Here is a 25,824-nt window from a genome sequence, read left to right as displayed (position 1 = left end):
GGTCGACGTCGACATCGAGGATGCCGGGGATCTGCTCGACCTGGTCGGTGACCTTGCCGGCGCAGCCGCCGCAGGTCATGCCGGAGACGGTGTAGGTGGCGTTGGTTGCCATGGGGTGAACCTTTCTCGTGGGTTCCGCGCCCGGGTTGGGCCGGTTGTTCGGTCCTGCCGGCGAGGCAGGTCCTCTGGGATCCCGATTCGTCTCGAGAATCCAGAAGTGTGGGGTCAGGCGTTGACCGGCTCGGGCCGGGACGCTTCGGTGACGTCGGTTTCGGTTCGTGGGTCGCTGTTGGTCGCTCGGAAGCCGCGCAGCCGCAGGCTGTTGGACACCACGAACACCGAGGAGAACGCCATGGCGGCTCCGGCGAGCATCGGGTTGAGCAGTCCGGCGGCCGCCAGCGGGAGTGCGGCGACGTTGTAGGCGAAGGCCCAGAACAGGTTGCCCTTGATGTTGCCCAGGGTGCGCCGGGCGAGCCGGATCGCATCAGCGGCGGCGCGGAGGTCTCCGCGGACCAGGGTGAGGTCGGATGCTTCGATGGCGACGTCGGTGCCGGTGCCCATGGCCAGGCCGAGGTCGGCCTGAGCCAGTGCCGCGGCGTCGTTGACACCGTCCCCGACCATGGCGACGGTCTTGCCCTCTTGCTGGAGTCGTTTGATGACATCGACCTTCTCCGACGGCATCACCTCAGCGATGACGGTGTCGGGCCCGGCCTCGATGCCGACGGCGGTCGCGACCGCCGTGGCGACGGTGGCGTTGTCTCCGGTGAGCAGCACCGGGGTCAGCCCCAGGCTGCGCAGCTGACTGATCGCCTCGGCAGAGGTCGGCTTGATCGCATCGGCCACGACCAGGACCCCGCGGGCTCGCCCGTCCCAACCGACAGCCACCGCGGTCTGGCCCTTCTCAGCAGCGTCGGTCATCGCCGCCTCCAGGGGCGGCGTCAGGTGCTGGGACCACTCGGCGAGCAGCCGCGGCCGTCCGACCAGGACGGCGTGCGAGACCTCCCCGTCGACGATGATCCCCTGCACCCCCAGACCTTCGATGTTGGCGAAGTCTTCGACCGCCGGGAGGTCACCGACCTGAGCGGCCGCGCCCTTGGCGATGGCCTGTGCGATCGGGTGCTCGGACGCGTTCTCCAGGGCGCCGGCGAACCGCAGCAGCTCATCGACGTCCTCACCGTCGGCGACGACCGTACGTACCAGGGTCATCTGACCGGTGGTGACGGTGCCGGTCTTGTCCAAGACGATGGTGTCGACCTTGCGAGTGGACTCCAGCACCTCGGGGCCCTTGATCAGGATGCCGAGCTGGGCGCCACGGCCGGTTCCCACCATCAGGGCGGTCGGCGTCGCCAACCCGAGCGCGCACGGGCAGGCGATGATCAGCACGGCCACCGCAGCCGTGAACGCTGCAGCGATGCCACCACCGGTGCCGGCCCAGAACCCGAAGGTCGCGACAGCCAGGCCGATCACGATCGGGACGAAGATCCCCGAGACCCGATCCGCCAAGCGCTGGGCCTGAGCCTTGCCGTTCTGGGCGTCCTCGACCAGCTTGGCCATCTGCGCCAGCTGGGTATCAGCACCAACACGCGTGGCCTCGACCACGAGCCGCCCACCCGCATTGACGGTCGCGCCGATCACCGTGTCGCCGGGGCCGACCTCGACCGGCACCGACTCCCCGGTCACCATGGAGGCATCCACTGCTGAGGAGCCTTCGAGGATCCGGCCGTCGGTGGCGATCTTCTCCCCGGGCCGGACCACGAACCGGTCACCCGCTGCCAGCTGGTCGACGCCGATCCGCTCCTCGGTGGGTCCGGTGGGACCGTCGCGGAGGACCGACACCTCCTTCGCGCCGAGCTCGAGCAGTGCCCGCAGGGCTGCGCCGGCGCGGCGCTTGGAGCGGGCCTCGAAGTAGCGCCCTGCCAAGATGAACGTGGTCACCCCGGCCGCTGCCTCGAGGTAGATGTTGCCGGACCCGTCCGTGCGAGCGATGGTGAGCTCGAACGGGTGGGTCATGCCCGGCGCACCGGCAGTGCCGAAGAACAGCGCATACAGCGACCAGCCGAGCGCAGCCAGCGTGCCCATGGAGATCAGCGTGTCCATGGTCGAGGTGGCGTGCTTGAGGTTGGTCCAGGCCGCCTTGTGGAACGGCAACGCGCCCCAGACCACCACCGGCGCGGCGAGCGTCAATGAGAGCCACTGCCAGTAGTTGAACTGCAGCGCCGGGATCATCGCCATCGCGATCACCGGCACGCTCAGGACCGTCGAGACGACCAGCCGGTTGCGCAAGGCGTGTACAGGGTCTGCCTCGGCGCCGGCCTCCGAGGTCGCCGCCTGACGCGAGGTTCCCTTCGGCTCGGGAAGTCGCGCGGTGTAGCCGGCTTGCTCGACCGTCTCCACAAGCGCGGCCGGCTCGATGCCGTTGGCGTAGGTGACCTTGGCCTTCTCGGTGGCGTAGTTGACCGTCGCGGTCACGCCCTCGAGCTTGTTCAGCTTGCGCTCGATGCGGTTCGCGCACGAGGCGCAGGTCATACCACCGATCGCAAGCTCGACCTGGTTGCCGGGGGCACCGCTCTCGGGCATGACGTCACTGAGCGCGCTCATTGTCTCTTCCTTCCTCACCGAATGCTTCTCGTTCTCGATGCGTGTCGGCTGGTTCTGGTCAGTGGCTGTGACCGCCGTGACCTGCCGAGCCGGAACCGCTGGGCTGTGCGGTGGACTCACCTGCCTCGGGCTCCCCCGACGCGGGCGCGGACCTGCCGGCCTGGACGGTGAACTCGGCAGTGCGGACCACGCCGTCGTGCTTGAAGTCCAGGTAGAGGCGATACGGTCCGGCAGACGGCGCGGTGGCGAAGAAGGTGATGTCCGGGCCGGGCTTGGTGATGCCGTCTCCCGGCTCACCTTCGGGGTGAACGTGCAGGTAGGCCAGGTCTCCCGAGCGCAGCGCCACCAGGTGTCCGTACGCGGCGAGGTAAGGCTCCAGGTCGGTCACCTGCTGCCCATCCCGGCTCACCGTCAGCGTCAGCTCCGAGGACTCTTCGGGAACCAGCTGCCCCTTCAGCGTGACGGTGTAGCCGTCGACCTCTGCAGTCTGGCTGACGGGCGGCAGCGGCGCCGGCTGGTAGGTGCCTGGGACCGAGATGTCGCTGCCCAGCGTCATGGTCTCGCCATGGGCGGTGGCCCGGAAGTCGGCGAAGACCCGCCACGCTCCGGGCGTGAGGTCGAGGTCGGTCGTCCACGTGCCCGCCTCGTCGCCAGACCTGGCCAGCGTGGGGTGCACGTGCTGGAACCCACTCATGTCCCGCTGGACGGCGATGAAGTGGAGCTCTTTGTCATGGGTGGGCTCGTAGTCGGTGACGGGCTCTCCGTCGGGACCCGTCACCCGGAACTTCACCGAAGTACGGCCGGCAGCCAGGATCGCCGAGTCCAGGTCCAGCGTGTATCCGTGCTCCGAGACCATCAGCCCGCCGGGCAGCTTGCTAGCACCCCCGCCGTGGCCGGCGTGCCCGCTGGCTTTGCTGTCGGTGTTGTCGTGGCCGGCCTGCCCGTGGCCCGCGTTCGTGGTCATGTCATCTCCTGAGTGGTCGGTGTTCTGTGCGGTTCGGCCGATCGGCCCGGTGGCGTTGCCGACGCCGAACGCGACGGCGAGAACGGCAGCAAGAGCGGCGATGAATCCGCCGAGCTTGAGCGAGGTCTTCACGTGGAGGCTCCTTAGTCGGGACCCATACGGTCCTGGTGTCAGTAGTGGCTGTCCGTGTAGGCGATGCCGCGGGTCAGGAGCGGACCAAGCGGGCGATGGCGTCGGAGGCCTCTTTGATCTTCTCGTCGGCTTCCGTCCCACCCGCGGCCGCTGCCTGCACCAGACAGTGGTTGAGGTGCTCGTCAAGGAGCGCGAGGGACACCGACTGCAGAGCCTTCGTCACCGCAGACACCTGCGTGAGGATGTCGATGCAGTACTTCTCGTCCTCGACCATCTGCTGCAGGCCACGAACCTGGCCCTCGATGCGCCGCAGCCGCTTGAGGTAGTCGTCCTGGCGGTGCATATAGCCGCGCTCACCTTGGTGATCGTGACTTCCCATGGTCATTCCTCTGCTGCTCCAACGACATCTGTTCGACTGTCCGGAAACCATACCCCGGTATGGTATATTCCTGCTGTGCGAGAAACCATACCCCCCTAAGGTACGGATGTCCACCGCGACAGACCCACCGATAACGTAGAAGGAGCGCGCATGACCGACGACTCGGCACCCGAAGCCAACAGTCAGACCAAGCCCACAACGATCAAGACGGTCGACAACGGACCACTCCAGATCAAGGGTGCAGCGCAGCTCGTCGACCACGACGGCAACAGCTACGACACCGGCAAGACGATCTTCCTGTGCCGCTGTGGCGAATCCAGGAACAAGCCGTTCTGCGACGGCTCCCATGCCAAGGTTGGCTTCGTTGCTGGCCAGCGTGCGGACGCGGCAGAACAAGCACAAGACGCCTAGGTCGGTCCGCACCTCCACCTCTGGCCCGACAGCTGACTGCCGTCGGGCCAGAGGCGCGACACCAGCTCCCCAGGCTTGGCCATCACCGGTTCACTCTTGAACGAGGATCGCGTGGCCGCGCGGCTGCGGGGTGAGTCGAGACGGCTGGGACACGACTCCGACCTTCATTGGGTACCCGCGGTCCTGGCTGGCTTCCCTTGCGGTGCTGCGGCCTGCGAGGAGCTGCGTGCCGACCGCCTGACTGGGCCCGCCAGCGCTCCGGGACGAAGGGCATCGCCGGCGCCCGGGCCGATTCGCCGCGGGATGCACGGGCCGTGGCAATGGCCGGCGCCAAGACGAGCAGAGCCGTCGAGGCCACACAGATCCCTGTGATCAGCACGCCGACGGACGGGGCGAGCAGCGCCATCGCACTTCCGGCCATGAGCGGTCCGAGGAACTGCCCGCCGAGGAGGAAGCTGTTGGCGACGCCGAGATACCCGGCACGCTCGTGTTGGCCCGCCTTCTGCGAGGCATACAACATCAGTGACTGTGCCAGCGCGGCGAAGCAGAAGCCCTGAATGAACCGCAGCGGCACCAACGCTGGCAGCCAGCCGACAGCTGCCTGGATGAGCACTGTCCCGGCGGTGATGCCGCTCGCGATGGCCAGCGTGCGCAGCGGAAGACCGGTCTTGTCGTTGACCTTGCCCCACCACAGGGAGCCGACCAGGGTGCCGGCCCACATCACTGCATGGAGCCCGCCCACCCATGGCCCCGCGTGTTGGGGTTCGGCCACCAGTTCGGTGACGAAGTCGGCATAGATCGGGATCAAACCGTAGACGCCGAAGAAGGCGAGGAAACCCCCGGCCAAGGGAACCCAGCCGATCCGAGAGCACACGGACGCTAGAGATGCCCGGGCCGGTTCTGAGCCCGTGGACGGCTGCCGTGCAGCGTGCGGATTCCGCAGCCGGAGCGTGCAGACAGCCCCGAGCAGCAACGCCGCGACGGCGATCCCGATCAGCAGCGGCCGGAGATCACCGGTGGCCACCAGCGTGCCGCCGGCAACCGGACCAGCCAGGGCGCCAGCTGCCGTGGCGCTGTAGGAGCGACCCAGTGCGCGCCCACGGCCGCCCTCCGAGGCCGCAGACCCCACATACGCCGCGGCTGCCTCGACCACGCCTCCGAGCGTGCCCTGCACGACCCGTGCAGCCAGCAGGGCCAGTGGACTGCCGGCAACGGCCATCAGAGCCATCGCCAGACACAAGCCCACCAGGGCGCGGACCACCATCCACTTGGGACCGATGCGGTCGCCCAATCGGCCCCACAGCGGTGTGGTGATCGCCAGCGGGAGGGCGGGGGCCGCGATCGCGGCCCCCGCCCAGACCCCGACGGTGGCGTCGGAGGCGCCGAGCGATGCCATGTACAGCGGCATGATCGGCACCAGCGCCATCAGCCCGGCGGTGTTGACGAACTGGGAGATCCACAGCAGCCCCATGTCCGTCCGCCGCAGGGTCATGTACTCATTCATGCTCGAGTAGAGACATCCAGTCGCTGGCCGGACACACCGCCGACCGTGGAGACCATCTCGAGCCACTGGTCGTCATAGACCAGGTCGAGGTACCGCTCCCCCCGGTCCGGAAGCACCGTCAGGATGCGGCTGCCAGCGGGTGTGGTCGGCAGGAACTGCGTGATGGCTGCGATCACCGCCCCAGAGGAGCCACCACCGAGGACGCCCTCAGTGGCGACCAGGTGTCGACAGCCCAGGGCAGCTCGAGCATCGTCGATGTGGACCACCTGGTCGATCTCCTCGCGGCTGAGCAGCTCAGGCACCCGGCTCGCTCCATAGCCAGGGATCTCACGCGGACCAGGTGGCGTACCGAAGATCACCGATCCGACCGCATCAACGGCCACCACCTGCATAGCCGGGTACCGCTCCCGAAGCCGCCGGGCCAGTCCCAGGATCGAGCCCGTGGTGGACACGGCCGCCACCAGGTAGTCCACCGGGGCCTGGACCGCGTCGAGGACCTCTCGGCCCGTCGTCTCGTAGTAGGCGCGCCAGTTCAGGTCGTTGGCGTACTGGTTGACCCACACGCTGTCCGAGCTGGCATCGGCCAGCTCCTGAGCCCGGCGAACCCGGGTGTGCAGATAGCCGCCACTCTCGTCCCGCTCGGTCACCAGCTCCACGTCGGCGCCCACCGCCTCGAGGAGCCGAAGGTTGGTTGACGTGGTCTTAGGGTCCACCACCGCGGTGAAGGACAACCCAAAGAGTCCGGCCATCGTCGCCAGGGCGACCCCGAGATTTCCCGAGGTGCTCTCCACCAGCCGCATCCCGGGTCGCAGGTCGCCTGAGGCCAGTCCGGATTCGAGGATGAAGCGGGCAGGACGGTCCTTCATGCTGCCAGCGGGGTTGAGCATCTCGAGCTTGGCGATCACTTCCCGATCCGGGTCCGGGAAGCAGCGACCCAACCGCAGCAAGGGGGTTTCGCCGACGCACGTGATCAGGGAATCGTGGATGTTTTCGGGCATGCAGGAGTTCCTTCGTTCATGAAGTCGAAAGGTGCGTTGAGGGCTAGGAAGGTGTCGTCAGACGACGCCGGCTCCTAGACCCGCTGCACACCGAGTTCACGAACGAGATGGGGGGTCGACCGCGGCAGATCAGCGGGACCCTGTGCCCGGATCAGCGCCGCGGGGCGAGGGGTTACCCACAAGCACCCCAACGCCGGGGTCAACGTCGAGACAGCGACGCCAAGACGCGACTGAGTGATCTCGCCGCACTCGTACTCGCCATGAGGGTGCTCGACCTCGAGGACGTCCACGTCACTGACAGCGCCTGCATCACCGACCCCGGAGTCACCGTGACCGTGATGACCCGACTCTTGATCACTCCCGTCGACATGGACGGCCGACGGCGCTGGCGACTCAGCCACGGGCTCAGCGATGTCATGGTCGGCGCCTCCGTGGTGTCCGCTGTGCATGCTCAACAGATGCACCGCAAACACCATTGCGGCGACCAGGGCCACCACTCGTGGCCCGCTGCCAGAGAACAGGAAGCGACGAAAACTGGACGCGAACGCGGCGTCAGCCCGCGAGCCCATACGCCCCCTTGCGTCGTCATCGTCGGTGGTCCGGCGCAGCCAAATTAACAGCCGACCCTGAAGAAACTCTGACGCCACGACATGACTTGCGTCACTGGCCGTTGCCTAGGGCGTAGGTCCTCTGGCCGGACGCGCGTCAGCTCGGCGGATGCAGGTTCGAGGGGGACGCGGGGGGACGTGAGATGAGGAAACGGGCGAACGACATGCAAGAAACCCGGCCCTCACAGCCTTATTGTGGCTGTTCAGAACCGGGTTTCCATCGGTGGAGCTGAGGGGATTCGAACCCCTGGCCTTCTCTTGGTGCCTGGCGGCCTTCGTCGGGCGCCGAATCTCTCGAGACTCTTCGGCCAGCTTCGGAGAAACCTCCGTTTGACCTGGGCGAACATCCGTCATCGATGTCGATGTCGAGGTCCATATTACCTCGTCGCCTCGCCTGATCTCGGGGTCTCTCGAAGGGGTTTTCGCGGAGTATTCGCGGAGTTCAGGACCACGCCCGGGCCTCTGCCCGCCACTGCGCAGCGCCGGGGGAAGGTTCGGGCGCATCGGCGTGGCGGAACACGCCGCGCGAGAGCTCGATGGCATCACCGTCGTCCCGCCCGCGATATAGGTCCCGCGGATGCACTCCTGCCTGCAGGGCCGCTCGTGAACGTCACTGGAAGTGATTCCAGTCCCACCATGGATAAAATCCACTCACTCTCGCATGGAGAGTGAGTGGATTTTATCCATCGTTGCAGGCTCATGCAGACACCGCCAGGTGGCGGCTAGAAGTGGCGTGCCACGCTTGGGCGGGTCAGATGTAGCGGTCGATGAGGATGTCGATGCGTCGGTGGCGGGTCTGGGCGGCGATCCGGTCGATGCCGACGCCGGCCATGGCGGTGGTGGCGGTGGTGGCGTGTCCTGCGCGCAGCGAGTGAGCCGTGATGCGGCGGGTCCGCCCGCGGCGACGGCATAGCGCTTGATGACACGCGTGACGACGTTGCCGGAGATCGGTTGGAGCGGCGGAGCGCCGTTGCGCAAGCTGGTGGGTATTCGCGGAGTTCAGTCGTCGACTTCAGAACGGCCCGAGGCGGGGAAGAAGCTTCTTCATTGCGGCGACGATGCTTGTCGCATCGTCGAACGCTTGGCGCGTTTCGCCGCTGGTGAGCGGAACATCATCCAGGGACGGGTACTCGGTGTCGTGGCGGCGTAGCCGCATCGGCCCGAACGGGCGCACCACACCAGCGGCTCGGCCCAGCTGTGCCTGGATGGCCTGCTGCACGGCCTTGTGGGCGCCGAGTTCGGAGCGTGCGTACGGCCGGACTCCCTGTTTCGCGAGGATTGCGGTCATGGCCTTGCGGGTGGCGTCGTAGATCAGCGGGAACGCCGAGGTCGGGTGGACATCGATCAGCGGCTCGGCCGCTTCCAGATGCCCGTCGGCGTGGCTCATCAGCAGGTTGGCATGCTCGGCTGAAGGCGTGACACGCTCGAGGTCTCCGTGCTCGAGCATGGTGTCGATCTCGGCGTCACCTTGTGGCCAATGGCCCGGCGTGTGGGCTGGCTGGTCAGTCATCGCTGCCTCCGATCAGGTGGACTTGCGGACGGGAGGAGACGGTCGTCTTGAACGAACCATCGTCGGCGTCCCACACCTGCGGCGAGACCACCCTGTAGTTCACCTCGCGGCGCAGCGTTCGCTCAACGGCTTCGATCGCGGCGTACAACTCGTCGCGGTCAGGGGTGCCGATGACGATCATGTCGATGTCGTCTGGCACGGCCCCTGGTCGCTGCCGATATCGAGCAGCCCAGGAACCATGGATGAACGCCTCGTTGATCCCGTCCACGGGCGTCAATGCCTCCCGCAAGAGCCCGACCGGGCCGAACGTGAGCGCCATGACCTCGGCGAGAGGGCGGTAGAGCGGATGATCGATGGTGGGCGTGACCACTCGGTTGCGCCCCCGGGCGCTACTGGTCACCAGACCCGCCTCCTGCAGCCGATCCACCTCACGCTTGACCGTCGGGACCGTCGTGCCCACCGCTTCCGCGATCTCCGACAGACTCGACGGATTGTCAGGGTGGAGCAAGACCCACGCCAGGACCTCGCCCTGCAGCCGCGAGCGCAGCAGCGGCAGGAGCATCGGGCTCGACGTTTTCATAAAAACGACAATATCGTACGTTTTAGGAAATCGAATCCCCACCGGACCGCACACGCCGTGCCGCCAGCGTCGCTGGCTTTACCTGGATCGATTCCATTCACTCTCGACGCCCGCATGTATGGCATTGATCCAGCATGCCCTGGCCCGACGATGGGTCCGTCAGGGTTGGTCGTCGCGGCGCCGGGAGTCTGACCCGTCCACGCGGTGGGCGTCGATCGCGCCGAGGTGAGCAAGGAACTCATCGGCGTTGTCATGTACGTCCAACTCGCCGGCTGCGACGTAGGCGTCGACCTCCTGCTCGCGCTTCTGCCAGGCCTGCATCCAGAACCACTTCTGGTCTGCTGGGATCGAATGGGGTCCATGTTTCTTCGGCGGTCATCTCCGGCTCCCTTCTCATCCAGTGTCACACGCGGGCCCGCCGCCCCCAGAAGGGTCCGGCCTACCGAGAGGTGTTCGGTGATTGCCGGGCTCCCGAACATGCACGGGCTACAGCCCGAGGGCGCTGCTGGAGGTGGCGTGGAGTGCGTGGGCGGGTCGGATGTAGCGGTCGATGAGGATGTCGATGCGTCGGTGGCGGGTCTGGGCGGCGATCCGGTCGATGCCGACACCGGCCATGGCGGCGGTGGTGGCGTGTCCTGCGCGCAGTGAGTGAGCCGTGATGCGGCCGGTCAGCCCGGCGGCGACGGCATAGCGCTTGACGACACTCGTGACGACGTTGCCGGAGATCGGTTGGAGCGGCGGAGCGCCGTTGCGGAAGCTGGTGAAGACCGGGCCCTGCCCGGGTCCTCGATGGGCGAGCCAGGCGTCGAGCGCCGTGATCGGGTCGGTGTCGCGGTGGCGGCCCGGTGCGATCCCGACGACCTGCCCGCGAGCATCGGGGTCGGTCTTCGAGCGGCGCAGGCGGAGCAACAGTCCACCGGGCTTGGGTTCGAGGTCGGCGAGGGTGAGGTTCGCGAGCTCGGAGCGGCGCAGCGCGCCGGCGAAGCCGAGCAGGATGACCGCGGCGTCTCGCGCACCAACCGGGCTGTCACGGTCGATGGCGGCGAGGAGCTGGCCGATCTCTTCGGGGCCGACTGGATGGGCGGGGCGGCGTGGCGCGGTCCCAAGGATGCGGTGCAGGCCGCGGCGTACCTGGCGAACGGCTACGGTCGCGGTGGGATCGGTCAGGTCGCGACAGCGGTGGTGGTAGCCGATCGCGGAGCAAGCCAGGTCGACAGTCGCGGCCGAGAGCCCGTCAGCGGCTGTCTCGGCGAGGTAGGCGCACACCGCGACCGGGTCGGCGCCCCGACGGCCGGCGCCGGGACCCTCCTCGCCAAGCGGAGCGATGCCGCGGTGCGTGCACCAGCGTTCCCATCGGCGCCAGGCGGAGGCGTAGACGGTTCGGGTGGTCGCAGCGTGGGTGGGCGGTGATCGCGGCGGTGATCCGCTCGACGTCCTCCGCGGTGAGCGGCGTACCGCGGTGAGGATAGGAGTCGATGAGCACTGGAGACGTTGAGTTCATCGCGCGGTTCTACCCACGCAACCCGACGCATCCGGCCTCAGCGCGAGCGCGCTGGCCCACCGAGCGGGTGCTGGCGTGAAAAGTGCGAGTACTTGCGGGGCGAAAGCGGCGGTGCGCCGACACCGGGCGGGGATGGTTCTGCGAATTCAGGTGCCCGCCGGCAACAGCGGTCCCGCGTCCAACGCGGCCCTGCGCGCCACGAGGTTTCGCCGAGACAAGCCCGGGCGATGTCGCCGATGAGGCACGGGGCACGCGCGTCGTGCTCTACAGGTATTTCGACTCCAAGGCAGAGCTGTGTCGGACCATCCTGGATCGGGCGCGTGAGCGGCTGGCCGAACACGTGGGCACCGATGACTTCGAGGACGATGCGATTCCCGCGCTGCTCGATGCAGCCGCCGAGGGTCTCGATGCTTTCGCCTGCTGTTTCGCTCCGCCAACCGCGAACGCGAGTTCCGAGGTCTGACCGACAGTCTCAGGCAGCGATGTGACTACCGGGATGGTCGTGGCCCATCGCGGCTATGGTGGCCGTGCCTCGATGTGATTCGGGCGAAGCAGCAGTATGAGATGCCGCCTGCAGCGGAAACCATGGCCGACTGTGCCAACAGTTGAGCGATCAGTCCAACCCGGTCTCGCTGCGACAAGAACCGCTAGAAACGTCGGCGGCGAGCGTTTCTACGTGAACAACTCGCCAGACGTCCCTGCTACGGACGGTCGCGACGACTCCATCTGAAGTACACGAGCGCCAGATAAGGCCTGTGTCTCGTCGGGCTGGAACGACCCCGGCGGCGGGGTGACACCGTTCTCGCGGCACCAGGCGCCCGGCGGACGCTGGTACTTGCGAGGAATGCCGTTGGACGGCTCGAGCTGCATCGGGATCGGCGGCAGCGGCGGCAGGCCCATGTCCTTCTCGGCGGCCAGCTCGTCGGCGTCCTTCTCCTCCGACATGCCGATCGGGCCGATCGTCTGGGCGTTGAGGAACTGCCGCACCACCGGCTCCTCGGAGCTCAGCAGCATCTCGCGGGGTCCGTACATGGCCAGGTGCTTGTGGTAGAGCAGGCCGATGTTGTCCGGCACCGTACGCGTCGAGTTGATGTCGTGGGTGACGATCAGGAAGGTCGCGTCGATCTGCGCGTTCAGGTCGATGAAGAGCTGGTTGATGAACGCCGTACGCACCGGGTCCAGACCGGAGTCGGGCTCGTCGATCAGCAGGATCTCGGGGTCGAGGACCAGAGCGCGCGCCAGACCGGCACGCTTGCGCATACCACCGGAGATCTCACCGGGAAGCTTGTTCTCGGCGCCGATGAGACCGACCAGGTCCATCTTCTCCATGACGATGTTGCGAATCTCGGACTCGCTCTTCTTCGTGTGCTCACGAAGGGGGAACGCGACGTTGTCGAACAGGTCCATCGAACCGAACATGGCGCCGTCCTGGAACAGCACGCCGAACAGCTTGCGGACCTCGTAGAGGTCTCGCTCCGAACAGCTGGCGATGTCGACGCCCTCGATGACCACCGAGCCCGTGTCGGGCTTGATCAGACCGATCAGCGTCTTCAGGAGCACGGACTTACCCGTGCCGGACGGCCCGAGCATCACGCTGATCTCGCCCGCAGGCAGCGTCAGCGTGACATCCTTCCAGATGAGCTGCTTACCAAAGCTCTTGGTCAGCCCTTCGATCTTTACGTCTACACCCATACCAATGCCTCCACTCGCGGGTTGTCGTCCGGTCAGCGGGGCGTGAGCCCAGCCACCTTCCAGCCGTTGCCGACCCTTTGCATCTTCACCTCGACGCGCGATGCACTGACGCTGGGCTCGGCTCCAGGCGCGATCGTGGTCTGCGTGATGAAGACCAGGACCGTGACCCGCGGCCCGGCGACCTCGACGACGCCTGCCCCGGAGAGGGTCGCCTTCGTGGAGATCTGTTTCTGGGTCGCTGCCTTGGCGACAGGGCCTTCGAGCAGCTTGGTGTAGTCGGTGCGAAACCGGCCGGTGGTCTGGTTCTTGGACCGGTCGAGGTCTGCTTCGAGCGTGCGGTGGTCGTAGCTCAGCAGGACGGGCACCCGGCTCTTGGCCGTGGCGAGCGCATCGGTTCGGTCCCGAGCGCGGTCCGAGGCGTGACCGGCGAGCGCGGCGAAGGTTATCGCCGCGGCCAGTCCGACGATCACGAGCAGCACGACCGCCCAGCGCAGCAGTCTTCCCCCCAGGTCGAGCCGGAGCCGACCGGATTCGGGCGGTCGCGACTTGTCCACGTGCTCGTCCACCTCGGTCTCTTCTGAGAGGGCTGTTGGCATCTCGGTCTCATCGATGGTCACGGGATGAACTCCAGTCCGGATACGAGCCAGCGGCCCTCGACGTTCCGCATCTCGACCTTGACCCGGTAGTCACGTTGCTGTGGTGCCTTCGTGCCCGAGTTCGACACCGTGCCGGTCGCCGCGATGTACACCGTCGCCTGCTCGTCGGTCGAGCGCGCCACACCGGCCGAGACGACCTCGCCCTCGGCGTCGACCTTGTTGGCCTTCAGCGCCTTCTGCAGCGCACTTGCCTGCTGCTTCAGGTCGCTGCGGAAGGAGGCGGTCGCGCCGTCGAGAAGGGACTCGAAGGCCGCCTCCGAGTCCTCTGCGCTGACCGAGATCAGTCGGGTGACCTCGGTGGAAGCCGCCGAGACGGCCGCCGCTCGCTGATGCTCCGCGCTTACGTCCTCGCGCCAGGACCAAGCGCGCTGCCCGGCGAACACGAGCAGCCCGATGCCTAGCACCAGCAGGAGCACGAAGGTCCTTGTGGAGAGTCTGGACATCGTCACCACAGCCCGACCGGCTCGAGGAACAACTGCTTCCAGGAGTTGTCCTCAGATGCGTCCGTCGTCCCCGTCGACGACGGCTCACCTGCCGGAGCCTTTGGCGCGTTCGGATCGTCGCCCTCGGGCCAGCGCCCCTTGCCGAACTCCAGCCCGCACGAGGAGGGTAGATGGCCCCGCGCGCTGGAATTCGGACACGGCTGGTTGCGAGCGCCCCGCACCGAAGACGGGTCGCTGGGCGCGGTCTCGCAGTGCGCGAGCGGGTCGACCTTGCGTACGTTCTCTTCGGACGGGCTGCGTCGATCGTCGGTGGACAGGTATCCCGTCGTGCATGACGGTGGATTGTTGACGCCTGCGCGTAGGTCCAGCTTCACGTCGCCCTCCTTCGCCCGCGGATTGACCGTCTGTTGAAGTCGTCCGATCGTGGCGGGGTACACGACCAGGGTCTGCTGAAGCTGCGGAAGATAGGTGTTGAGCACCTCGCCGTTGACCATCAAGTTGTCCAAGAGCATCGGCAGCGTGGTCTGGAGGTCATCAACTGTCGCGGCGGTGCTGTCCAGACCCGTACGCCCGTCGCGGAGCAGCGAGCGCAGGTCGGCGTCGTTCGCCGCGAGCTCCTTGGTGAGCGCGCGGAGCGACGACATCGACGACACGGTCTGCGGCGCCATCTCCTGCTGGGTGGCGAGCACCGGCTCCAGGGCGCGGATCAGCTCGGTCGTCGAGGTGACCTCCTGCTGGGCTGTGTCCAAGAGCGTGCTGGATTCCTCGATCAGCCGGCCGACGTCCTCGCTGCTCGACCCGAGGCCGGTGTCGACCTGATCCAGTACGTTGCGTGTCTGTCGCTGCGGCACGGACTCAAGCAGGTGGTTGACGGCATCCAGGACGGGCGCGATCTGGGGCATGTCGACGGTGCGTGAAGTTGGTAGCACGTCCCCGGCGCTCAAGGCCGCCTTGGTGGTCGACGGCGAGACCAGGGAGACGTACTGCTCCCCCACCGCGGAGGTGCTGTGGAGCTCAGCGTCAACGTTGCCGGGGATCCTGGTGCCATCATCGAGACGAAGAGTGGCGACGGCTGCTCGCGGGGTCACCTCAAGGTCGGTCACCTGCCCGACCTTGACGCCCCGATAGGTGACCAGGGCGCTCTCGTAGAGCCCGCTGGCATCTTTGAACTCGGCGGTGACCTGGTAGACCCCGATGCCGAGCATCGCCGGGACTCTCGCATAGGTGAAGACCATCAGCCCGAGCGCGAGAGCCGTCAGGCAGGCGAAGACGCCCAACTGCCGCTTCACCAGTCTCGTCAGCAGCATCAGCAGCCCCCCAGGTTCGCCATCAGGCAGCCGCTGTCGTCGGACGTGCTCGGGATGGGTGTCGACGTGGGGGCGGCGCCAACGGGAGGCAGGCCGGTCGGCCCGAATCCGGTGAGCCAGGTTTCGGTGAGGCTCGAGCCGCGGAGGTCGAGCGTCGCGAAGAGGTTGGCGTAGTCGCCACGCAGCGCGTTGGTCGTGGTCATCGCGGGGAACGGGATGGTCAGAGCGAGCTTGAGCGCCTCGGGGATGGAGTCGCCGACCTTGCCGAGGCTGGTCAGGATGGGCCGCAGGGCGTCCAGGTTCGTGAGGAGAGCCGTACGGCTGGCCCGGATGACCTTGGTCGCCCGATCTCCGGTCTCGCCGGTCCGGGTGACAGCGCGGACGAGGCTCTCCCGCTCCTCCTCGAGCGCACGCAGCCCCGGAGCGATATCGTCGATCGCGTTCGCCAGGACCGTCCGGTCCTTAGCGAGGCCGGCGGAGAGCCGGTCGAGCGCCTCGAGCGCCTGCACGATCTCACTCTTGTTATCGTCGAGCACCGCGAGCAGCTCGTTGGTCCGTCGCACCAGGTTGCGGGTGTCGGGGACCCGGTCGTCCAGCGCGGTCGCCAGCTCGGAGGTGATGGTCTCGATCTGCGACAACCCGCCGTTGTTGAGCAGTAGCGCCACCGCGCCGAGGACCTGCTCGGTGGCCGGGTAGGTACCGGTCTGGGTGACCGGAACCCGGGCGCCGTGCTGCAGTATCTCGGTCCGCTCCGCCGCTGCCGCGATGCTGTCGGCGCTGCTCGGTGTCGGGGCTGGCCCGGGCGCGCTGACGTCGATGTACTGGGCGCCGAGCAGGGTCTTCTGTCCGATCGCGAAGGTGGCATCGGCCGGGACGCGGGCAGATTTCATCAGCCGGAGCCGGACCTTTGCCTGCCAGTCCGAGACGCTGATGCCGGCGACGGTGCCGATGACGACGTTGTCCATCTGCACGGCGGAGTTCGGCACCAGGTTCGCGACCTCGTCGAAGGTGACGGTGACGGTGTAGCCGTCCCCGCCGACGCCGGGCTGGCCGGGAAGTGTGTGATCGTTCGGCTGGAGGCTCGTGCAGCCGGTCAGGCCGACCACGATTGCGGCCATGGTGGCCAGGATCTGTGTCTTCATCGGTCGCCTCCGAGGTCGGTGCCGAGCAGGCCGGGCAAGAGGGGTTGTACCCCGTCGAGGCCCGAGCCCAGGTCAGGGAGCGGTGTCGGCGGTCGCCCCGGGTCGGCCGGTGGGTCCATCTCTGGCTGCCCCGTGCCTGGCCCCGTCGCGCCTGGCCCGGTCGTGCCTTGCTGGGCGGTCTTGATCAGGTCGACAAGCGGCGCGAGCGCATCACGGCACTGCTGTGCCGTGCCGCCGGCACCGAGCACGGCGCCGCAGACGAGCTGGGCGGCGTCGTTGAGCCCGGTCAGTGAGGCCCGGCCGGTGATTGCCTGCTTGTCGATGACGTTGAAGAGATCGATCAAGGCCGTCGGAGCCATGTGCAGGATCGCCGCCAGCTGGTTGGATCGGTCCGCGAGGGCAGCGCTGAGCAGGTTCAGGTCGCGTACGGAGTTCTTGATCCTGCCGCGGTTGTCGTGGGTGAGCTCACCCGTCGCCACCAGTGCCGCGGAGAGCTCCTCGATCGCCTTGGTGAGCTCGCGCCGGTTGGCGGCCAACACCGCGGAGACCTCGCTGAGCTGCTCGGTGAACCCGGCCACGGCGGCATCGTTGACAGCGAGGTTCTTGGTGAAGCTGTTCAGGTTGGAGACGGTCGTGAACATGTCGGCGCGCCCGTCCGAGAGGGTCGCGGTGGCGCTGCGGAGCCCCTCAACTGCCTCGCTCAGTTGCTCGGCGTTGCCGTTGCGGAGGTTGGCGTCCAGGGTCTCGATGGCGGTCCGGAGCGGCTGCTTGCCGGAGCCATCGGGAGCGAGCGCGGTGGCGAGGTCGGTGAGCTGCTTCTTGACCTCGTCGAACGAGACCGGCACCGCGGTGCGGTCCAGCTGGATCTGGCCACCGTCGGGCATCGCCGGGCCGTCGGTGTAGGCCGGTGAGAGCTGGACGAACCGTCCGCTGACCAGGCTCGGGGAGACGATCGCGGCGTTGGCCTCGGCCGGAATCCGCTGCCCGCCCTCGACCTCGATCCTCACATGTACGCCGTCGTCTTGCGGATCGACCTCGGTGACCCGGCCGACGGCGACGCCGAGGACCTTGACGTCGTCGCCCTCGTAGAGCCCGTCGGCGTTGCTGAAGACCGCGGTCAGCACCGTCGAGCGGGTGTCCTTGACCGTGTAGTAGCCGCCCGTGGCGAGGAGCAGTAGCGCGAGCCCGATCAGGACACGGCGCAGCAGGAGACTGGAGGAGTTGGTCATTTCACGACCCCCGAGACGATCGGCACCAGCGTGCCTGGCGAGGTGAGGTTCTGGATGTACGCGTCGAACCACGGTCCGGTCGAGATGGCCTCCCCGAACCCGGTGACGTACCCGCGTAGGCCGGTGATGGCGTCCTGGAGAGCCGCCTTGTTCCGGTTGAGCAGAGTGACCACCGCATCGAGCTGGTCCAGTGCCGGGCCGAGGGTGGCCCGGTTGTCGTCGACGAGTCCACGCAGCTGCGTGGAGAGGTCCTGCACGCTGCTAAGCAGGCTCACTACGACGGCCTGGCGAGCGTTGAGCTGCTGGAGCAGCGACTGTCCGGAGACAAGTAGGGTCTCGATCTGCTCGTTGCGACTGGCGAGGACGCCCGAGACCCGTGAGGCGCGGGCGAGCAGGGCGCGAAGTTGGTCGTCGTTCTGTTCGACGGCGGCGGTGAGCTCAGTGACACCTCGCAGAGCGGGCCCGACGTCGTCGTGGGTTCCGCTCAGAGCCGCGCTGGCCTGGTCGAGCGCGCCGGCCAGCTGTGCCTTGTCGATGTCCGCCGTGGTCGTCGTCAGTTCGTTCAGCGTGGCGGTGAGGTTGTAGGGCGAGGACGTCCGGGAGGTCGGGATCGTGTCACCGGCACTCAGCCGCCCGCTGCCGGAGGGGACGAGCTCGACGGCGGCCCGGCCGAGGAGCGTGACCGTGATGATGCGTGCCTCGGTCTTGCCGCCGAGGTCGACATCACCTTCGGTGACGACCAAGTCGGCGACGACCTCGTCGCCATCGAGACGGACGTCACGAACCTTGCCCACCTGGGCGCCGGAGACCATCACGGCATCTCCACCTTTGAGGCCACCGGCCTCGGTGAAGGCGGCGTGGATGATGTCACCGTTGCCCACGAGCGGGAGCTTGTTGTAGTTGAGGCTGGCGGTGACCACCAGGGCGATCGCCATGGTGCCGATCAGGCCTCGGGCGGCGTTCTGGGAGGGCGTACGGACGCTCATCGTTTGCACCTCTGCGTGTCGGACATGATCCAGGGAGTCGTGATGGTGGCCTCGGTCTGGATCCGGACCCCACACAGGAAGAAGTTGAAGTAGTTGCCGTACGAGGCGGTGTTCTGGATCGCCGCGTAGTGGTTCGGCAGCTTCTGCAGGACCTGCTGAAGAGTGGCCTGCTCCTGGTTGATGCCGTTCGCCGTCTTGGTGAGCTGAGTAAGGTCGGCCGCCAGGTCTTCCCTGCCCGCCTCGACCAGTGACGCCGCGTCACGGGCGAACCGGTCGGTCTGCGCCGCTGCATCGAGGATCTGGGTGTCCTGCTGCTCGAGACCGTCGAGAAGCTTGCTGAACTGGTCGATGAGCGCCTGGATGGTCTCGCGCTTGTCATCGAGGGTGCCGACGACAGTGTTGAGGTTGCGGATCACCTCCCCGATCAGCTCCTGGCGGTTCCCGAGCGTCGTGGTGAGCGAGGCCGCCCGCTGCACCAGCGTGGAGATGGCGGAGCTCTGCCCTTGGAGGATCTTGATCAGGTCACCGGAGAAGGCGTTGATCTGCGCCGGGGCAAGGCCCGCGAAGAGCGGCTTGAACCCGTTGAGCAGCAGGTCGAGGTCGAGGGCCGGCCTGGTCTGGGATATTGGGATGGTGTCGCCGGCCTTGATCGGTCTGGCGTCCGGGTCGGGCCGGCTGAGTTGGACGATCCGGTCGCCGATGAGGTTCCGGTACTGCACCGTGGCCTCGGTCGAGGCGTTGAGCTTCTGGTCCCGCGGGACGTCAAAGGAGACGCGCACGGTCGCGTCGCGCTGGACTGCCAGGGCCGTGACCTTGCCGACGTCCACGCCGGCGATCCGGACCGAGTCGCCCTTTTGGAGACCCGACACGTTGGCGAAGACGGCATCGTACGTAACCCGGTCGCCGGGGCGATGCGCGGCCGTCACCACACCGACCCAGTAGGTGAACAGCGCCGCGACCACCAAGAAGATTCCGAACTTGATCAGGTCGGAACGCTCCCGGCGCCGAAGTTTACTGTTGCTGGTCACTGTTTACCTCCTGCGGCGTTGGCGCCACCGGCCAGCAGGCCGAGCAGCGTGGTGAGCGTGTTCTCCTGGACCGTGGGCTGCTTGCCCGCGTAGGGGTTGGCGCCGGTTGCGAAGGTCGGCACCGCAGCCTGTGCCTCCTCCTCGGTGACGTACGGAAGCCCGTAGCACTCGGGAGACCTGGTGTCGCCGATCTTCGGCAGGTTGCGCTCGTACGTGTATGGATCGCGACCCGGGACGATGCGGGTGATCGTGGTGATTCCCGGATGTGTGCCGCCGACGGCGGCCTCGGCGAGCTTGTTGGCCGAGGCGAGGCCGAGGATCGTGCACGGGAGCTCCGGCGAGTAGCGCTCGACTACGTCAGCGACCGGGGCGGTCAGCTTCAACGTGGTGGTCAGCCGCCTACCCGAGCTGTCCAGCAGCTGGCTCGCGCTGTTGTCGAAGGAGTACAGGCTGACCTCGAAGGCGTGCAGCGACTTCTGCTGGGTGGTCAGGGTCCTGCTGGTCACCGCAGCCTTGTCGGCCAGGGCCACCAGGTCGGGCCGCGCGGTGTCGTAGGTCTGAGCGACGCTCGCGCCCGACCTGATGTCGCTGGTGAGGGTGCTCAGATAGGGGTTGAACGAGGTGAGGTAGCCGTTGGTCTGGGTGATCAGGAGCCCGATGTCCTCGCCGCGCTGGTCGACCGCCTGCGAGACGGCGGTGAGCGCGGCCGCGACCTCGGCAGGCTTGGCCGTGTCCAGTACCTGAGTGAGGTTCTCGAACGCCTCGTCGACCTCGACCGTGACCCGGTCGGCGTCGATCGTGGACCCGGCCTGGATCCGCTCGGCGCCCGGCTCACCGGGGTTGAGCTGGATGTACTTTGCTCCGAACGCTGTCGGCGGGACGATCTCGGCGGTGGTGTCGCTGGAGATCTGATTGAGCTCGTCCTGGTCGATTTCGAGCTGGATCGAGACCCCGTCGCCGGCGTCATGGTCGACCGAACCGACCCGGCCGATCACCACACCTCGGAGTTTGACCGCTGCCCCCGGGGCCAAAGTCAGACCGGCCCGGTCGGAGGAGACGGTGAGCGGGACGGTGGAGCGGAAGACGCCCTCATAGCTGGCGACGGTGCCGACGATCAGCGCGAGGATCAGCGCGATGAAGGTGAGGCCGTACGTGACGTGACGATCAACCATGCCCGATCACCCCGCGATGTGGACCGACGGACCGCCCCAGATGGCGATGCCGAAGATCAGGTCGACGAACATGATGGCGATGAGGGCCGACCGCACGGCGCGGCCGACGGCACGGCCGACGCCGGCGGGTCCGCCCGCGGCCTTGAATCCGTGGTAGCAGCACACCGAGACCACGACCAGCGCCATGATCGTGACCTTCAACATGGACAGGAACAGGTCGCCGGGGATCAGGAAGGTGTCGAAGTAGTGCTGGTAGGTACCCGGTGCCTCGTCGTAGCCGACGGTCACCACGAGCCGGGTCGCCAGCCAGCACATCATCACCGCGATGGCGTACAGCGGGATGACCGCGATGAGCCCGGCCATGATCCGGGTGGTGACCAGGTAGGGCACCGGCGGCACCGCCATCACCTCGAGCGCATCGATCTCTTCTGAGACCCGCATCGCGCCGATCTGGGCGGTGAAGCCCGCGCCGACGGTCGCGGTGAGCGCGATCCCGGCGATGATCGGAGCCACCTCGCGGGTGTTGAAGTACGCCGAGAAGAATCCCGACAGCGCGGAGACGCCGATGTTGTCGAAGGAGGTGTACGCCTGCAGGCCGACCTCGATGCCCGACGCCGCGGTGAGAAACCCGATCACGAGAACGGTCCCGCCGATCAGTGCCAAGGCCCCGGTTCCCATCGCGACCTCGGCCAGGAGCCGGACGACTTCCTTGCGGTAGCGGTGGAAGGCATGAGGGACGTGGGAGTAGGCGCGTGCATGGAAGGCGAGCTGCTCGCCGAGCTCGCGGAGTGCTGATGCGTTGACCGCCATCTCAGGCTCCCAACTTGAACTGGAGGAACAGGGTGCTGATCACGCTGTTGGCGGCGAACAGAAGCATGAACGCGAACACGACTGTCTGGTTCACCGCTTCCCCGACGCCCTTGGGGCCGCCCTTGGCGTTGAGGCCCAGGTAGCAGGCAGTCAACCCGGCCAGCAGTCCGAAGATCGCGGCTTTCGCCTCAGCTGCGATGAAGTCTGACAAGCCCACGAGAAGGGTGAGGTCGTTGAGGTAGAGCCCTGGGGTCGCGCCCTGCAGCACCACCGAGAAGAAGTAGCCGCCGACCAGGCCGACGACGGTCACCAGTCCGTTGAGGGCGATGCCCACCAGGGTCGAGGCGGCCACGCGCGGCACGACGAGCCGGTGGATCGGGTCGATCCCGAGCGTGGTCATCGCGTCGATCTCCTCGCGGATCTTGCGGGAGCCCAGGTCCGCGCAGATCGCGGTCGCCCCGGCACCGGCGACGACCAGGACGCTGACGATCGGACCGATCTCACGGACGACGGCGACGGCGGCCCCGGCCCCGGCGAGGTCGACCGCGCCGATCTCGATCAGGAGCTGGTTGACCTGGAAGATGATGACGACGCAGAACGGGATCGCGACCAGGAGCGCGGGCCAGAACGAGACGGTCGTGATGAACCAGGCCTGGGAGACGAACTCGCGGAACTGGAAGCTGTGCGTGAACCCCTTGCGGAAGACCGAGACGACGAAAGCGTAGAAGTCGCCGAAGGACGCCAGAGCCTTGAAGAGGGCGTTCGACTGGAGCGCCTCGGCGGCGATCCGCTGACGCTCGGGCGTCATGCCGCGGGGACCGGACGGCTCCATCCGGTCTGTCTGGGTGGCCGTCATGAAGCGGCCCGACCGTTGATCTCGACCACCGGAAGCCGCAACGCGGCCGGCGCCTCGGCCGGCACCATCGGCTGCTTCGGGCCGACCGGCGCGATCCGCTCGTATGCGGCACCGAGCGGCGGGCGCAGGTCGGTCTCGCCCTTGTTCGGCCACAAGGACATGGCGCGCTCGGCCTGCGCGGTGATGGTCAGGCTCGGGTTCACGCCGAGGTTGGCGGAGATCGTCGAGCCGTCGGTGATGTGCAGCCCAGGGTGGCCGTGGACGCGGTGGTAGGGGTCGACGACGCCGCTCTCGGCGCTGTCCCCGATGACGCAGCCACCAAGGAAGTGGGCCGTCATCGGGATGTTGAAGATCTCGCCGATGCTCGAGAACGGCCGGCCGTCGATCTTCTCGCTGATGCTGCGGATCGCCTGGTTGGCGACCGGGATCCAGGTCGGGTTCGGCTCGCCGTGGCCCTGCTTCGAGGACAGCCGCAGCGCCCCGCGACCGAAGCGCCGCTTCTTGCCGAAGACGGTGATCGAGTTGTCGCTGGTCTGCATGACCAAGGCGATGACCGTACGCTCCGCCCAGGTGCGGATCCCCAGGTAGTGACCGAGGAACTGGACGGGGTGGCGCAGGATCTGGCCGATCCACTTCAGCGCCCTGGGCACCCGGCCGCCGCCGTCGGTCATGACGGTGGTGAGCAACCCCATGAACCCGGAGCCGGCGCCGTAGCGCACCGGCTCGATGTGGGTGTGGTCGTTGGGGTGGATCGAGCTGGTGATGGCGACGCCGCGGTTGAGGTCGCCGTCGATCCGGGCTCCGGGCCGCATGCTCGCGGTGCACAGCGCTTCGGAGTTCGTGCGGGTCAGCTCACCGAGCCGGTCCGAGAGGCCGGGTAGGAGCCCGCGCTGCTTCATGGTGTGCAGCAGCTCCTGCGTACCCCAGGTGCCGGCAGCGATGATGACCTGGTCGGCCGTGATCGTGTGCGCGGTGCGGCGGCGCGAGCCGCCCGACTCGTGAACCGCGATGCGGTAGCCGCAGTCGTACGGGGTGATGCTGTCGACGGTGGTGAGCTCCCGCACCTCGGCACCACCCCGCTCGGCGAGATGGAGGTAGTTCTTCAGCAGCGTGTTCTTCGCGTTGTGCCGACATCCGGTCATGCACTCGCCGCACTCCAGACAACCGGTGCGGTCGGGGCCGACCCCGCCGAAGTACGGGTCGGCGACCGTTACGCCCGGCTCCAACGTGTCACCGCGACCGAAGAAGACCCCGACCGGCGCGGGACCGTAGGTGTCGGCCACGCCGAGCTCGGCGGCGACCTCGCCCATGATCTCGTCGGGCCGGGTGGTCGTCGGGTTGGGCCGGACCCCGAGCATGCGTTTTGCCTGGTCGTAGTAGGGAGCCAGCTCGTCGCGCCAGTCGGTGATGTGGGACCACTGAGCGTCGCGGTAGAACGCGTCCGAGCGCGGCTCGTAGAGCGTGTTCGCGTACACCAGCGACCCACCGCCCACGCCGGCGCCGGCCAGCACGACCACGTCGCGGAGGAGCCGGATGCGCTGGATCCCGAAGCAGCCGATCCGAGGCGCGAACAGGAACCTCCGGGCATCCCAGGAGGTCGCCGCGAAGTCCTCGTCGCGGAACCGGCGACCGGCCTCGAGCACCAGCACCCGGTAGCCCTTCTCGACCAGTCGCAGAGCGGCGACCGAGCCGCCGAAGCCGGAGCCGACCACGACGACGTCGTAGACCTGTTCAGGGCTCGATGCGTTCACCGGAACATCACTTTCAGTCCTTTGGAAACGTGTCACCCGTCACATGACTGGGCTTGCGAAGTTCAACACCGGGCTCGCGGAGACCTCTTGTAGGCAGCACCAAATATGGGCGCCCGGACTGTGCAACACGACAACCGCTCCATGCCTTTCCGCAAACTAGGCCGTGCCGCAGCACTGACGCGATCACGACGTGGCCGGGGTCACAAATTGGGCTAGCCTGGCAAGCCAGCGCTACCCAATCCGGGAGGGATTTCAGTTGTCCATCGATGCTCTTCCCGCCGATTTCGCCACCTGGCTCCCCCGGTTCGTCGCCGACGAATTGCGCCCGGAGATGGTCGAACGGTGGGTCACCCGGACCAGCAGCGCGATCCGGCGCGAGTTGCCCGAACTCGCCTCGGCGCCGGATTTTTTCGCGCTCCTGGAGGACGCCGTCAGGGAGCACTGGCTTGCTTTCCTAGCGGCCTTCGGCCAACCCGATTTCCACGCCCACCTGCCTAAAGCGGGCAGTCAATTGGCTCGTGAGGTCGCCGGCCGTCAACTGCCGCTGGAGCTTCTGATCAAGATGTACAGAGTGGCTCAGCAGGAGTCATGGCACTACGTCACCGGCGTCGTCAACGCACTGCCGACCGACCAGATCGACCATGCTGCGCTGCTCATTTTCTTCTGGGGCCGCGCGAGCTCATGGATCGACGGAGCGATCACAGACTCCACCGAGATCTTCCATGCCGAGAGTTCCCGCCGCACCAAGGGCGTGGCGGCGAGGCAGTACGAAGTCGTGAAGGCCCTCTTGGCTAACGAGCCCACCGACCCCCGGCGCGCCTCGGCCGCTCTGGGCGGCTATCCGATGTCGGTGAGGCACACCGCCTTGATCCTGGAGACCGCCGACGCTTATGCCATCGACGGGCTCGAACGTATCGTCCACGAGGTAGCGAGCCTACTCGGCGGGAGTAGTCCTCTTGTAGTCCACCCCGGCGGCCGTCAACTGTGGGCCTGGATCGGCACGCGTGACCAGCCGGATCTAGGCGGTCTCGAGAACCTCGCCCCCGACCTGGTGAGCATCAGCGCAGCACTGTACGCCGGCACACCCGCCCCCGGCCAGGCGGGGTTCGTCAGCAGCCACGATGATGCCCGACGCACCCTTGAGGCCGCCACGAGTGGCGGTGGATCAGCAGCTGTCATGCGCTACGAGCAGATCGAGCTCCTTGCGCTGCTCGGCTGCAGTCCCGAGGTCGACCGGTTCGTCGATCGTGTGCTGGGGCCGCTGGGTTCATCCGATGAGCCGACGGCACGGATACGCGAAACGGTTCTAGCCTTCCTGTCACACGGTGGAAGCGTGGAGGACACAGCCGAGGAACTCTGCGTGCACCGCAACACCATCCGGTATCGGCTTGGCCGGGCGGAGGATCTACTGGACCGGCCGGTAGCCAAGACCGGGGACGAGCTCCGGCTGGCGATCCAGCACCGGGAGCTGTTTCATTCACCTGACAACCTGGCCTGAGCCGCCGCGATCCGAAGACCACCGCCGCCGACGCCAAGCACGACTCGCCCAATTGACCCTGATCGACTG

At 67.3% G+C, this 25,824-nt stretch carries 26 protein-coding genes; 4 read left to right on the top strand and 22 right to left on the bottom strand.

The features are described from left to right. The 4 genes from H5T77_RS13025 to H5T77_RS13010 form a co-directional block, all read right to left on the bottom strand. A partial coding sequence (locus H5T77_RS13025; RefSeq protein WP_292649846.1) for a heavy-metal-associated domain-containing protein occupies nt 1-112 on the bottom strand: 112 nt, incomplete at its 3' end. A 113-nt stretch (nt 113-225) separates the two neighbouring features. Beyond that, nucleotides 226-2,598 (bottom strand): heavy metal translocating P-type ATPase, encoded by a 2,373-nt coding sequence (locus H5T77_RS13020; protein ID WP_292649844.1) that lies wholly within the window; start codon nt 2,596-2,598, stop codon nt 226-228. A 58-nt stretch (nt 2,599-2,656) separates the two neighbouring features. Further along, nucleotides 2,657-3,694 carry a hypothetical protein gene (locus H5T77_RS13015; RefSeq protein WP_008359930.1) on the bottom strand — a complete coding sequence of 346 codons (1,038 nt, stop codon included), beginning with the start codon at nt 3,692-3,694 and terminating at the stop codon, nt 2,657-2,659. 73 nt (nt 3,695-3,767) lie between these two features. Beyond that, complete coding sequence (locus H5T77_RS13010) at nt 3,768-4,073, bottom strand: metal-sensitive transcriptional regulator (protein WP_292649839.1); 306 nt, start codon at nt 4,071-4,073, stop codon at nt 3,768-3,770. A gap of 150 nt (nt 4,074-4,223) precedes the next feature. Here H5T77_RS13010 and H5T77_RS13005 point away from each other — a divergent pair, with 150 nt between their 5' ends. Continuing rightward, entirely contained in the window at nt 4,224-4,484 is a 261-nt protein-coding gene (locus H5T77_RS13005) for a CDGSH iron-sulfur domain-containing protein (protein WP_292649837.1), read from the top strand. Nucleotides 4,485-4,566: 82 nt separating this feature from the next. Here H5T77_RS13005 and H5T77_RS13000 read toward each other — a convergent pair whose 3' ends face one another. After that, entirely contained in the window at nt 4,567-5,988 is a 1,422-nt protein-coding gene (locus H5T77_RS13000) for an MFS transporter (protein ID WP_292649835.1), read from the bottom strand. After that, a complete protein-coding gene (sbnA, locus tag H5T77_RS12995) occupies nt 5,985-6,986 on the bottom strand; it encodes a 2,3-diaminopropionate biosynthesis protein SbnA (RefSeq protein ID WP_292649834.1) in 1,002 nt (333 codons plus the stop codon). The genes H5T77_RS13000 and sbnA overlap by 4 nt, the downstream gene beginning before the upstream one ends. Before the next feature lie 260 nt (nt 6,987-7,246). On the opposite strand from sbnA, the gene H5T77_RS12990 reads away from it, so the two are divergent. Next, nucleotides 7,247-7,603 carry a hypothetical protein gene (locus tag H5T77_RS12990; protein ID WP_292649832.1) on the top strand — a complete coding sequence of 119 codons (357 nt, stop codon included), beginning with the start codon at nt 7,247-7,249 and terminating at the stop codon, nt 7,601-7,603. Nucleotides 7,604-8,606: 1,003 nt separating this feature from the next. On the opposite strand, the gene H5T77_RS12985 is transcribed toward H5T77_RS12990, so the two are convergent. The 4 genes from H5T77_RS12985 to H5T77_RS12970 all read right to left on the bottom strand — a co-directional run bounded on the left by H5T77_RS12985 (nt 8,607) and on the right by H5T77_RS12970 (nt 10,950). Then, nucleotides 8,607-9,104 carry a hypothetical protein gene (locus H5T77_RS12985; RefSeq protein ID WP_292649830.1) on the bottom strand — a complete coding sequence of 166 codons (498 nt, stop codon included), beginning with the start codon at nt 9,102-9,104 and terminating at the stop codon, nt 8,607-8,609. Continuing rightward, nucleotides 9,097-9,666 (bottom strand): winged helix-turn-helix domain-containing protein, encoded by a 570-nt coding sequence (locus tag H5T77_RS12980; RefSeq protein ID WP_292649829.1) that lies wholly within the window; start codon nt 9,664-9,666, stop codon nt 9,097-9,099. Before H5T77_RS12980 ends, H5T77_RS12985 begins: the two co-directional genes overlap by 8 nt. Nucleotides 9,667-9,843: 177 nt before the next feature. Beyond that, nucleotides 9,844-10,005, bottom strand: a complete 162-nt coding sequence (locus tag H5T77_RS12975; protein WP_292649827.1) for a hypothetical protein — start codon at nt 10,003-10,005, stop codon at nt 9,844-9,846. Nucleotides 10,006-10,170: 165 nt separating this feature from the next. Continuing rightward, nucleotides 10,171-10,950, bottom strand: coding sequence for a tyrosine-type recombinase/integrase (locus H5T77_RS12970; RefSeq protein ID WP_292649826.1), 780 nt, complete (start codon nt 10,948-10,950; stop codon nt 10,171-10,173). Between the two features lie 317 nt (nt 10,951-11,267). Between H5T77_RS12970 and H5T77_RS25660 the strand changes: the two genes are divergently transcribed. Next, the gene (locus H5T77_RS25660; RefSeq protein ID WP_366816626.1) at nt 11,268-11,648 is read left to right on the top strand and encodes a TetR/AcrR family transcriptional regulator; all 381 of its coding nucleotides are present in this window, start codon (nt 11,268-11,270) and stop codon (nt 11,646-11,648) included. A 209-nt stretch (nt 11,649-11,857) separates the two neighbouring features. Here H5T77_RS25660 and H5T77_RS12965 read toward each other — a convergent pair whose 3' ends face one another. The 12 genes from H5T77_RS12965 to H5T77_RS12910 are packed head-to-tail and all read right to left on the bottom strand — an operon-like array spanning nt 11,858 to nt 24,257. Next, nucleotides 11,858-12,877 carry an ABC transporter ATP-binding protein gene (locus H5T77_RS12965; protein ID WP_008362680.1) on the bottom strand — a complete coding sequence of 340 codons (1,020 nt, stop codon included), beginning with the start codon at nt 12,875-12,877 and terminating at the stop codon, nt 11,858-11,860. A 32-nt stretch (nt 12,878-12,909) separates the two neighbouring features. Beyond that, nucleotides 12,910-13,494: a hypothetical protein gene (locus tag H5T77_RS12960; protein ID WP_008362682.1), complete on the bottom strand. Its 585-nt coding sequence runs from the start codon at nt 13,492-13,494 to the stop codon at nt 12,910-12,912. Continuing rightward, on the bottom strand, nt 13,491-13,976 hold the full coding sequence (locus H5T77_RS12955) for a hypothetical protein (RefSeq protein WP_008362685.1): 486 nt from the start codon (nt 13,974-13,976) through the stop codon (nt 13,491-13,493). Before H5T77_RS12955 ends, H5T77_RS12960 begins: the two co-directional genes overlap by 4 nt. A 2-nt stretch (nt 13,977-13,978) precedes the next feature. Further along, nucleotides 13,979-15,283, bottom strand: coding sequence for an MCE family protein (locus H5T77_RS12950; RefSeq protein WP_008362687.1), 1,305 nt, complete (start codon nt 15,281-15,283; stop codon nt 13,979-13,981). Next, nucleotides 15,283-16,425, bottom strand: coding sequence for an MCE family protein (locus H5T77_RS12945; RefSeq protein WP_008362689.1), 1,143 nt, complete (start codon nt 16,423-16,425; stop codon nt 15,283-15,285). The genes H5T77_RS12950 and H5T77_RS12945 overlap by 1 nt, the downstream gene beginning before the upstream one ends. Further along, complete coding sequence (locus tag H5T77_RS12940) at nt 16,422-17,654, bottom strand: MCE family protein (RefSeq protein WP_008362691.1); 1,233 nt, start codon at nt 17,652-17,654, stop codon at nt 16,422-16,424. The genes H5T77_RS12945 and H5T77_RS12940 overlap by 4 nt, the downstream gene beginning before the upstream one ends. Then, complete coding sequence (locus H5T77_RS12935; protein WP_008362692.1) at nt 17,651-18,640, bottom strand: MCE family protein; 990 nt, start codon at nt 18,638-18,640, stop codon at nt 17,651-17,653. Before H5T77_RS12935 ends, H5T77_RS12940 begins: the two co-directional genes overlap by 4 nt. Further along, nucleotides 18,637-19,668, bottom strand: coding sequence for an MCE family protein (locus H5T77_RS12930; protein WP_008362693.1), 1,032 nt, complete (start codon nt 19,666-19,668; stop codon nt 18,637-18,639). The genes H5T77_RS12935 and H5T77_RS12930 overlap by 4 nt, the downstream gene beginning before the upstream one ends. Then, entirely contained in the window at nt 19,665-20,840 is a 1,176-nt protein-coding gene (locus tag H5T77_RS12925; protein ID WP_008362694.1) for an MCE family protein, read from the bottom strand. The genes H5T77_RS12930 and H5T77_RS12925 overlap by 4 nt, the downstream gene beginning before the upstream one ends. A 6-nt stretch (nt 20,841-20,846) precedes the next feature. Further along, nucleotides 20,847-21,650, bottom strand: coding sequence for an MlaE family ABC transporter permease (locus tag H5T77_RS12920; RefSeq protein WP_008362695.1), 804 nt, complete (start codon nt 21,648-21,650; stop codon nt 20,847-20,849). Between the two features lies 1 nt (nt 21,651). Further along, nucleotides 21,652-22,506, bottom strand: a complete 855-nt coding sequence (locus H5T77_RS12915) for an MlaE family ABC transporter permease (RefSeq protein WP_008362696.1) — start codon at nt 22,504-22,506, stop codon at nt 21,652-21,654. After that, nucleotides 22,503-24,257: a GMC family oxidoreductase gene (locus tag H5T77_RS12910; RefSeq protein WP_008362697.1), complete on the bottom strand. Its 1,755-nt coding sequence runs from the start codon at nt 24,255-24,257 to the stop codon at nt 22,503-22,505. Before H5T77_RS12910 ends, H5T77_RS12915 begins: the two co-directional genes overlap by 4 nt. Nucleotides 24,258-24,513: 256 nt before the next feature. On the opposite strand from H5T77_RS12910, the gene H5T77_RS12905 reads away from it, so the two are divergent. After that, nucleotides 24,514-25,755 carry a PucR family transcriptional regulator gene (locus H5T77_RS12905; protein WP_008362698.1) on the top strand — a complete coding sequence of 414 codons (1,242 nt, stop codon included), beginning with the start codon at nt 24,514-24,516 and terminating at the stop codon, nt 25,753-25,755. The last annotated feature ends 69 nt before the right edge of the window (nt 25,756-25,824 follow it).

Origin of the sequence: Nocardioides sp., assembly GCF_014360585.1 — a bacterium.
Classification (GTDB): domain Bacteria; phylum Actinomycetota; class Actinomycetes; order Propionibacteriales; family Nocardioidaceae; genus Nocardioides.
This window is presented reverse-complemented; position numbering and strand designations above follow the sequence as displayed.

Bases quoted from the DNA above. Each gene is read 5' to 3' on its own strand.
- H5T77_RS13020 (WP_292649844.1), bottom strand. From the start codon at position 2,598: ATGAGCGCGCTCAGTGACGTCATGCCCGAGAGCGGTGCCCCCGGCAAC.
- H5T77_RS13010 (WP_292649839.1), bottom strand. From the start codon at position 4,073: ATGGGAAGTCACGATCACCAAGGTGAGCGCGGCTATATGCACCGCCAG.
- H5T77_RS13005 (WP_292649837.1), top strand. From the start codon at position 4,224: ATGACCGACGACTCGGCACCCGAAGCCAACAGTCAGACCAAGCCCACA.
- H5T77_RS13000 (WP_292649835.1), bottom strand. From the start codon at position 5,988: ATGAATGAGTACATGACCCTGCGGCGGACGGACATGGGGCTGCTGTGG.
- sbnA (WP_292649834.1), bottom strand. From the start codon at position 6,986: ATGCCCGAAAACATCCACGATTCCCTGATCACGTGCGTCGGCGAAACC.
- H5T77_RS12990 (WP_292649832.1), top strand. From the start codon at position 7,247: ATGAGGGTGCTCGACCTCGAGGACGTCCACGTCACTGACAGCGCCTGC.
- H5T77_RS12985 (WP_292649830.1), bottom strand. From the start codon at position 9,104: ATGACTGACCAGCCAGCCCACACGCCGGGCCATTGGCCACAAGGTGAC.
- H5T77_RS12980 (WP_292649829.1), bottom strand. From the start codon at position 9,666: ATGCTCCTGCCGCTGCTGCGCTCGCGGCTGCAGGGCGAGGTCCTGGCG.
- H5T77_RS12975 (WP_292649827.1), bottom strand. From the start codon at position 10,005: ATGCAGGCCTGGCAGAAGCGCGAGCAGGAGGTCGACGCCTACGTCGCA.
- H5T77_RS12965 (WP_008362680.1), bottom strand. From the start codon at position 12,877: ATGGGTGTAGACGTAAAGATCGAAGGGCTGACCAAGAGCTTTGGTAAG.
- H5T77_RS12955 (WP_008362685.1), bottom strand. From the start codon at position 13,976: ATGTCCAGACTCTCCACAAGGACCTTCGTGCTCCTGCTGGTGCTAGGC.
- H5T77_RS12950 (WP_008362687.1), bottom strand. From the start codon at position 15,283: ATGCTGCTGACGAGACTGGTGAAGCGGCAGTTGGGCGTCTTCGCCTGC.
- H5T77_RS12945 (WP_008362689.1), bottom strand. From the start codon at position 16,425: ATGAAGACACAGATCCTGGCCACCATGGCCGCAATCGTGGTCGGCCTG.
- H5T77_RS12940 (WP_008362691.1), bottom strand. From the start codon at position 17,654: ATGACCAACTCCTCCAGTCTCCTGCTGCGCCGTGTCCTGATCGGGCTC.
- H5T77_RS12935 (WP_008362692.1), bottom strand. From the start codon at position 18,640: ATGAGCGTCCGTACGCCCTCCCAGAACGCCGCCCGAGGCCTGATCGGC.
- H5T77_RS12925 (WP_008362694.1), bottom strand. From the start codon at position 20,840: ATGGTTGATCGTCACGTCACGTACGGCCTCACCTTCATCGCGCTGATC.
- H5T77_RS12920 (WP_008362695.1), bottom strand. From the start codon at position 21,650: ATGGCGGTCAACGCATCAGCACTCCGCGAGCTCGGCGAGCAGCTCGCC.
- H5T77_RS12915 (WP_008362696.1), bottom strand. From the start codon at position 22,506: ATGACGGCCACCCAGACAGACCGGATGGAGCCGTCCGGTCCCCGCGGC.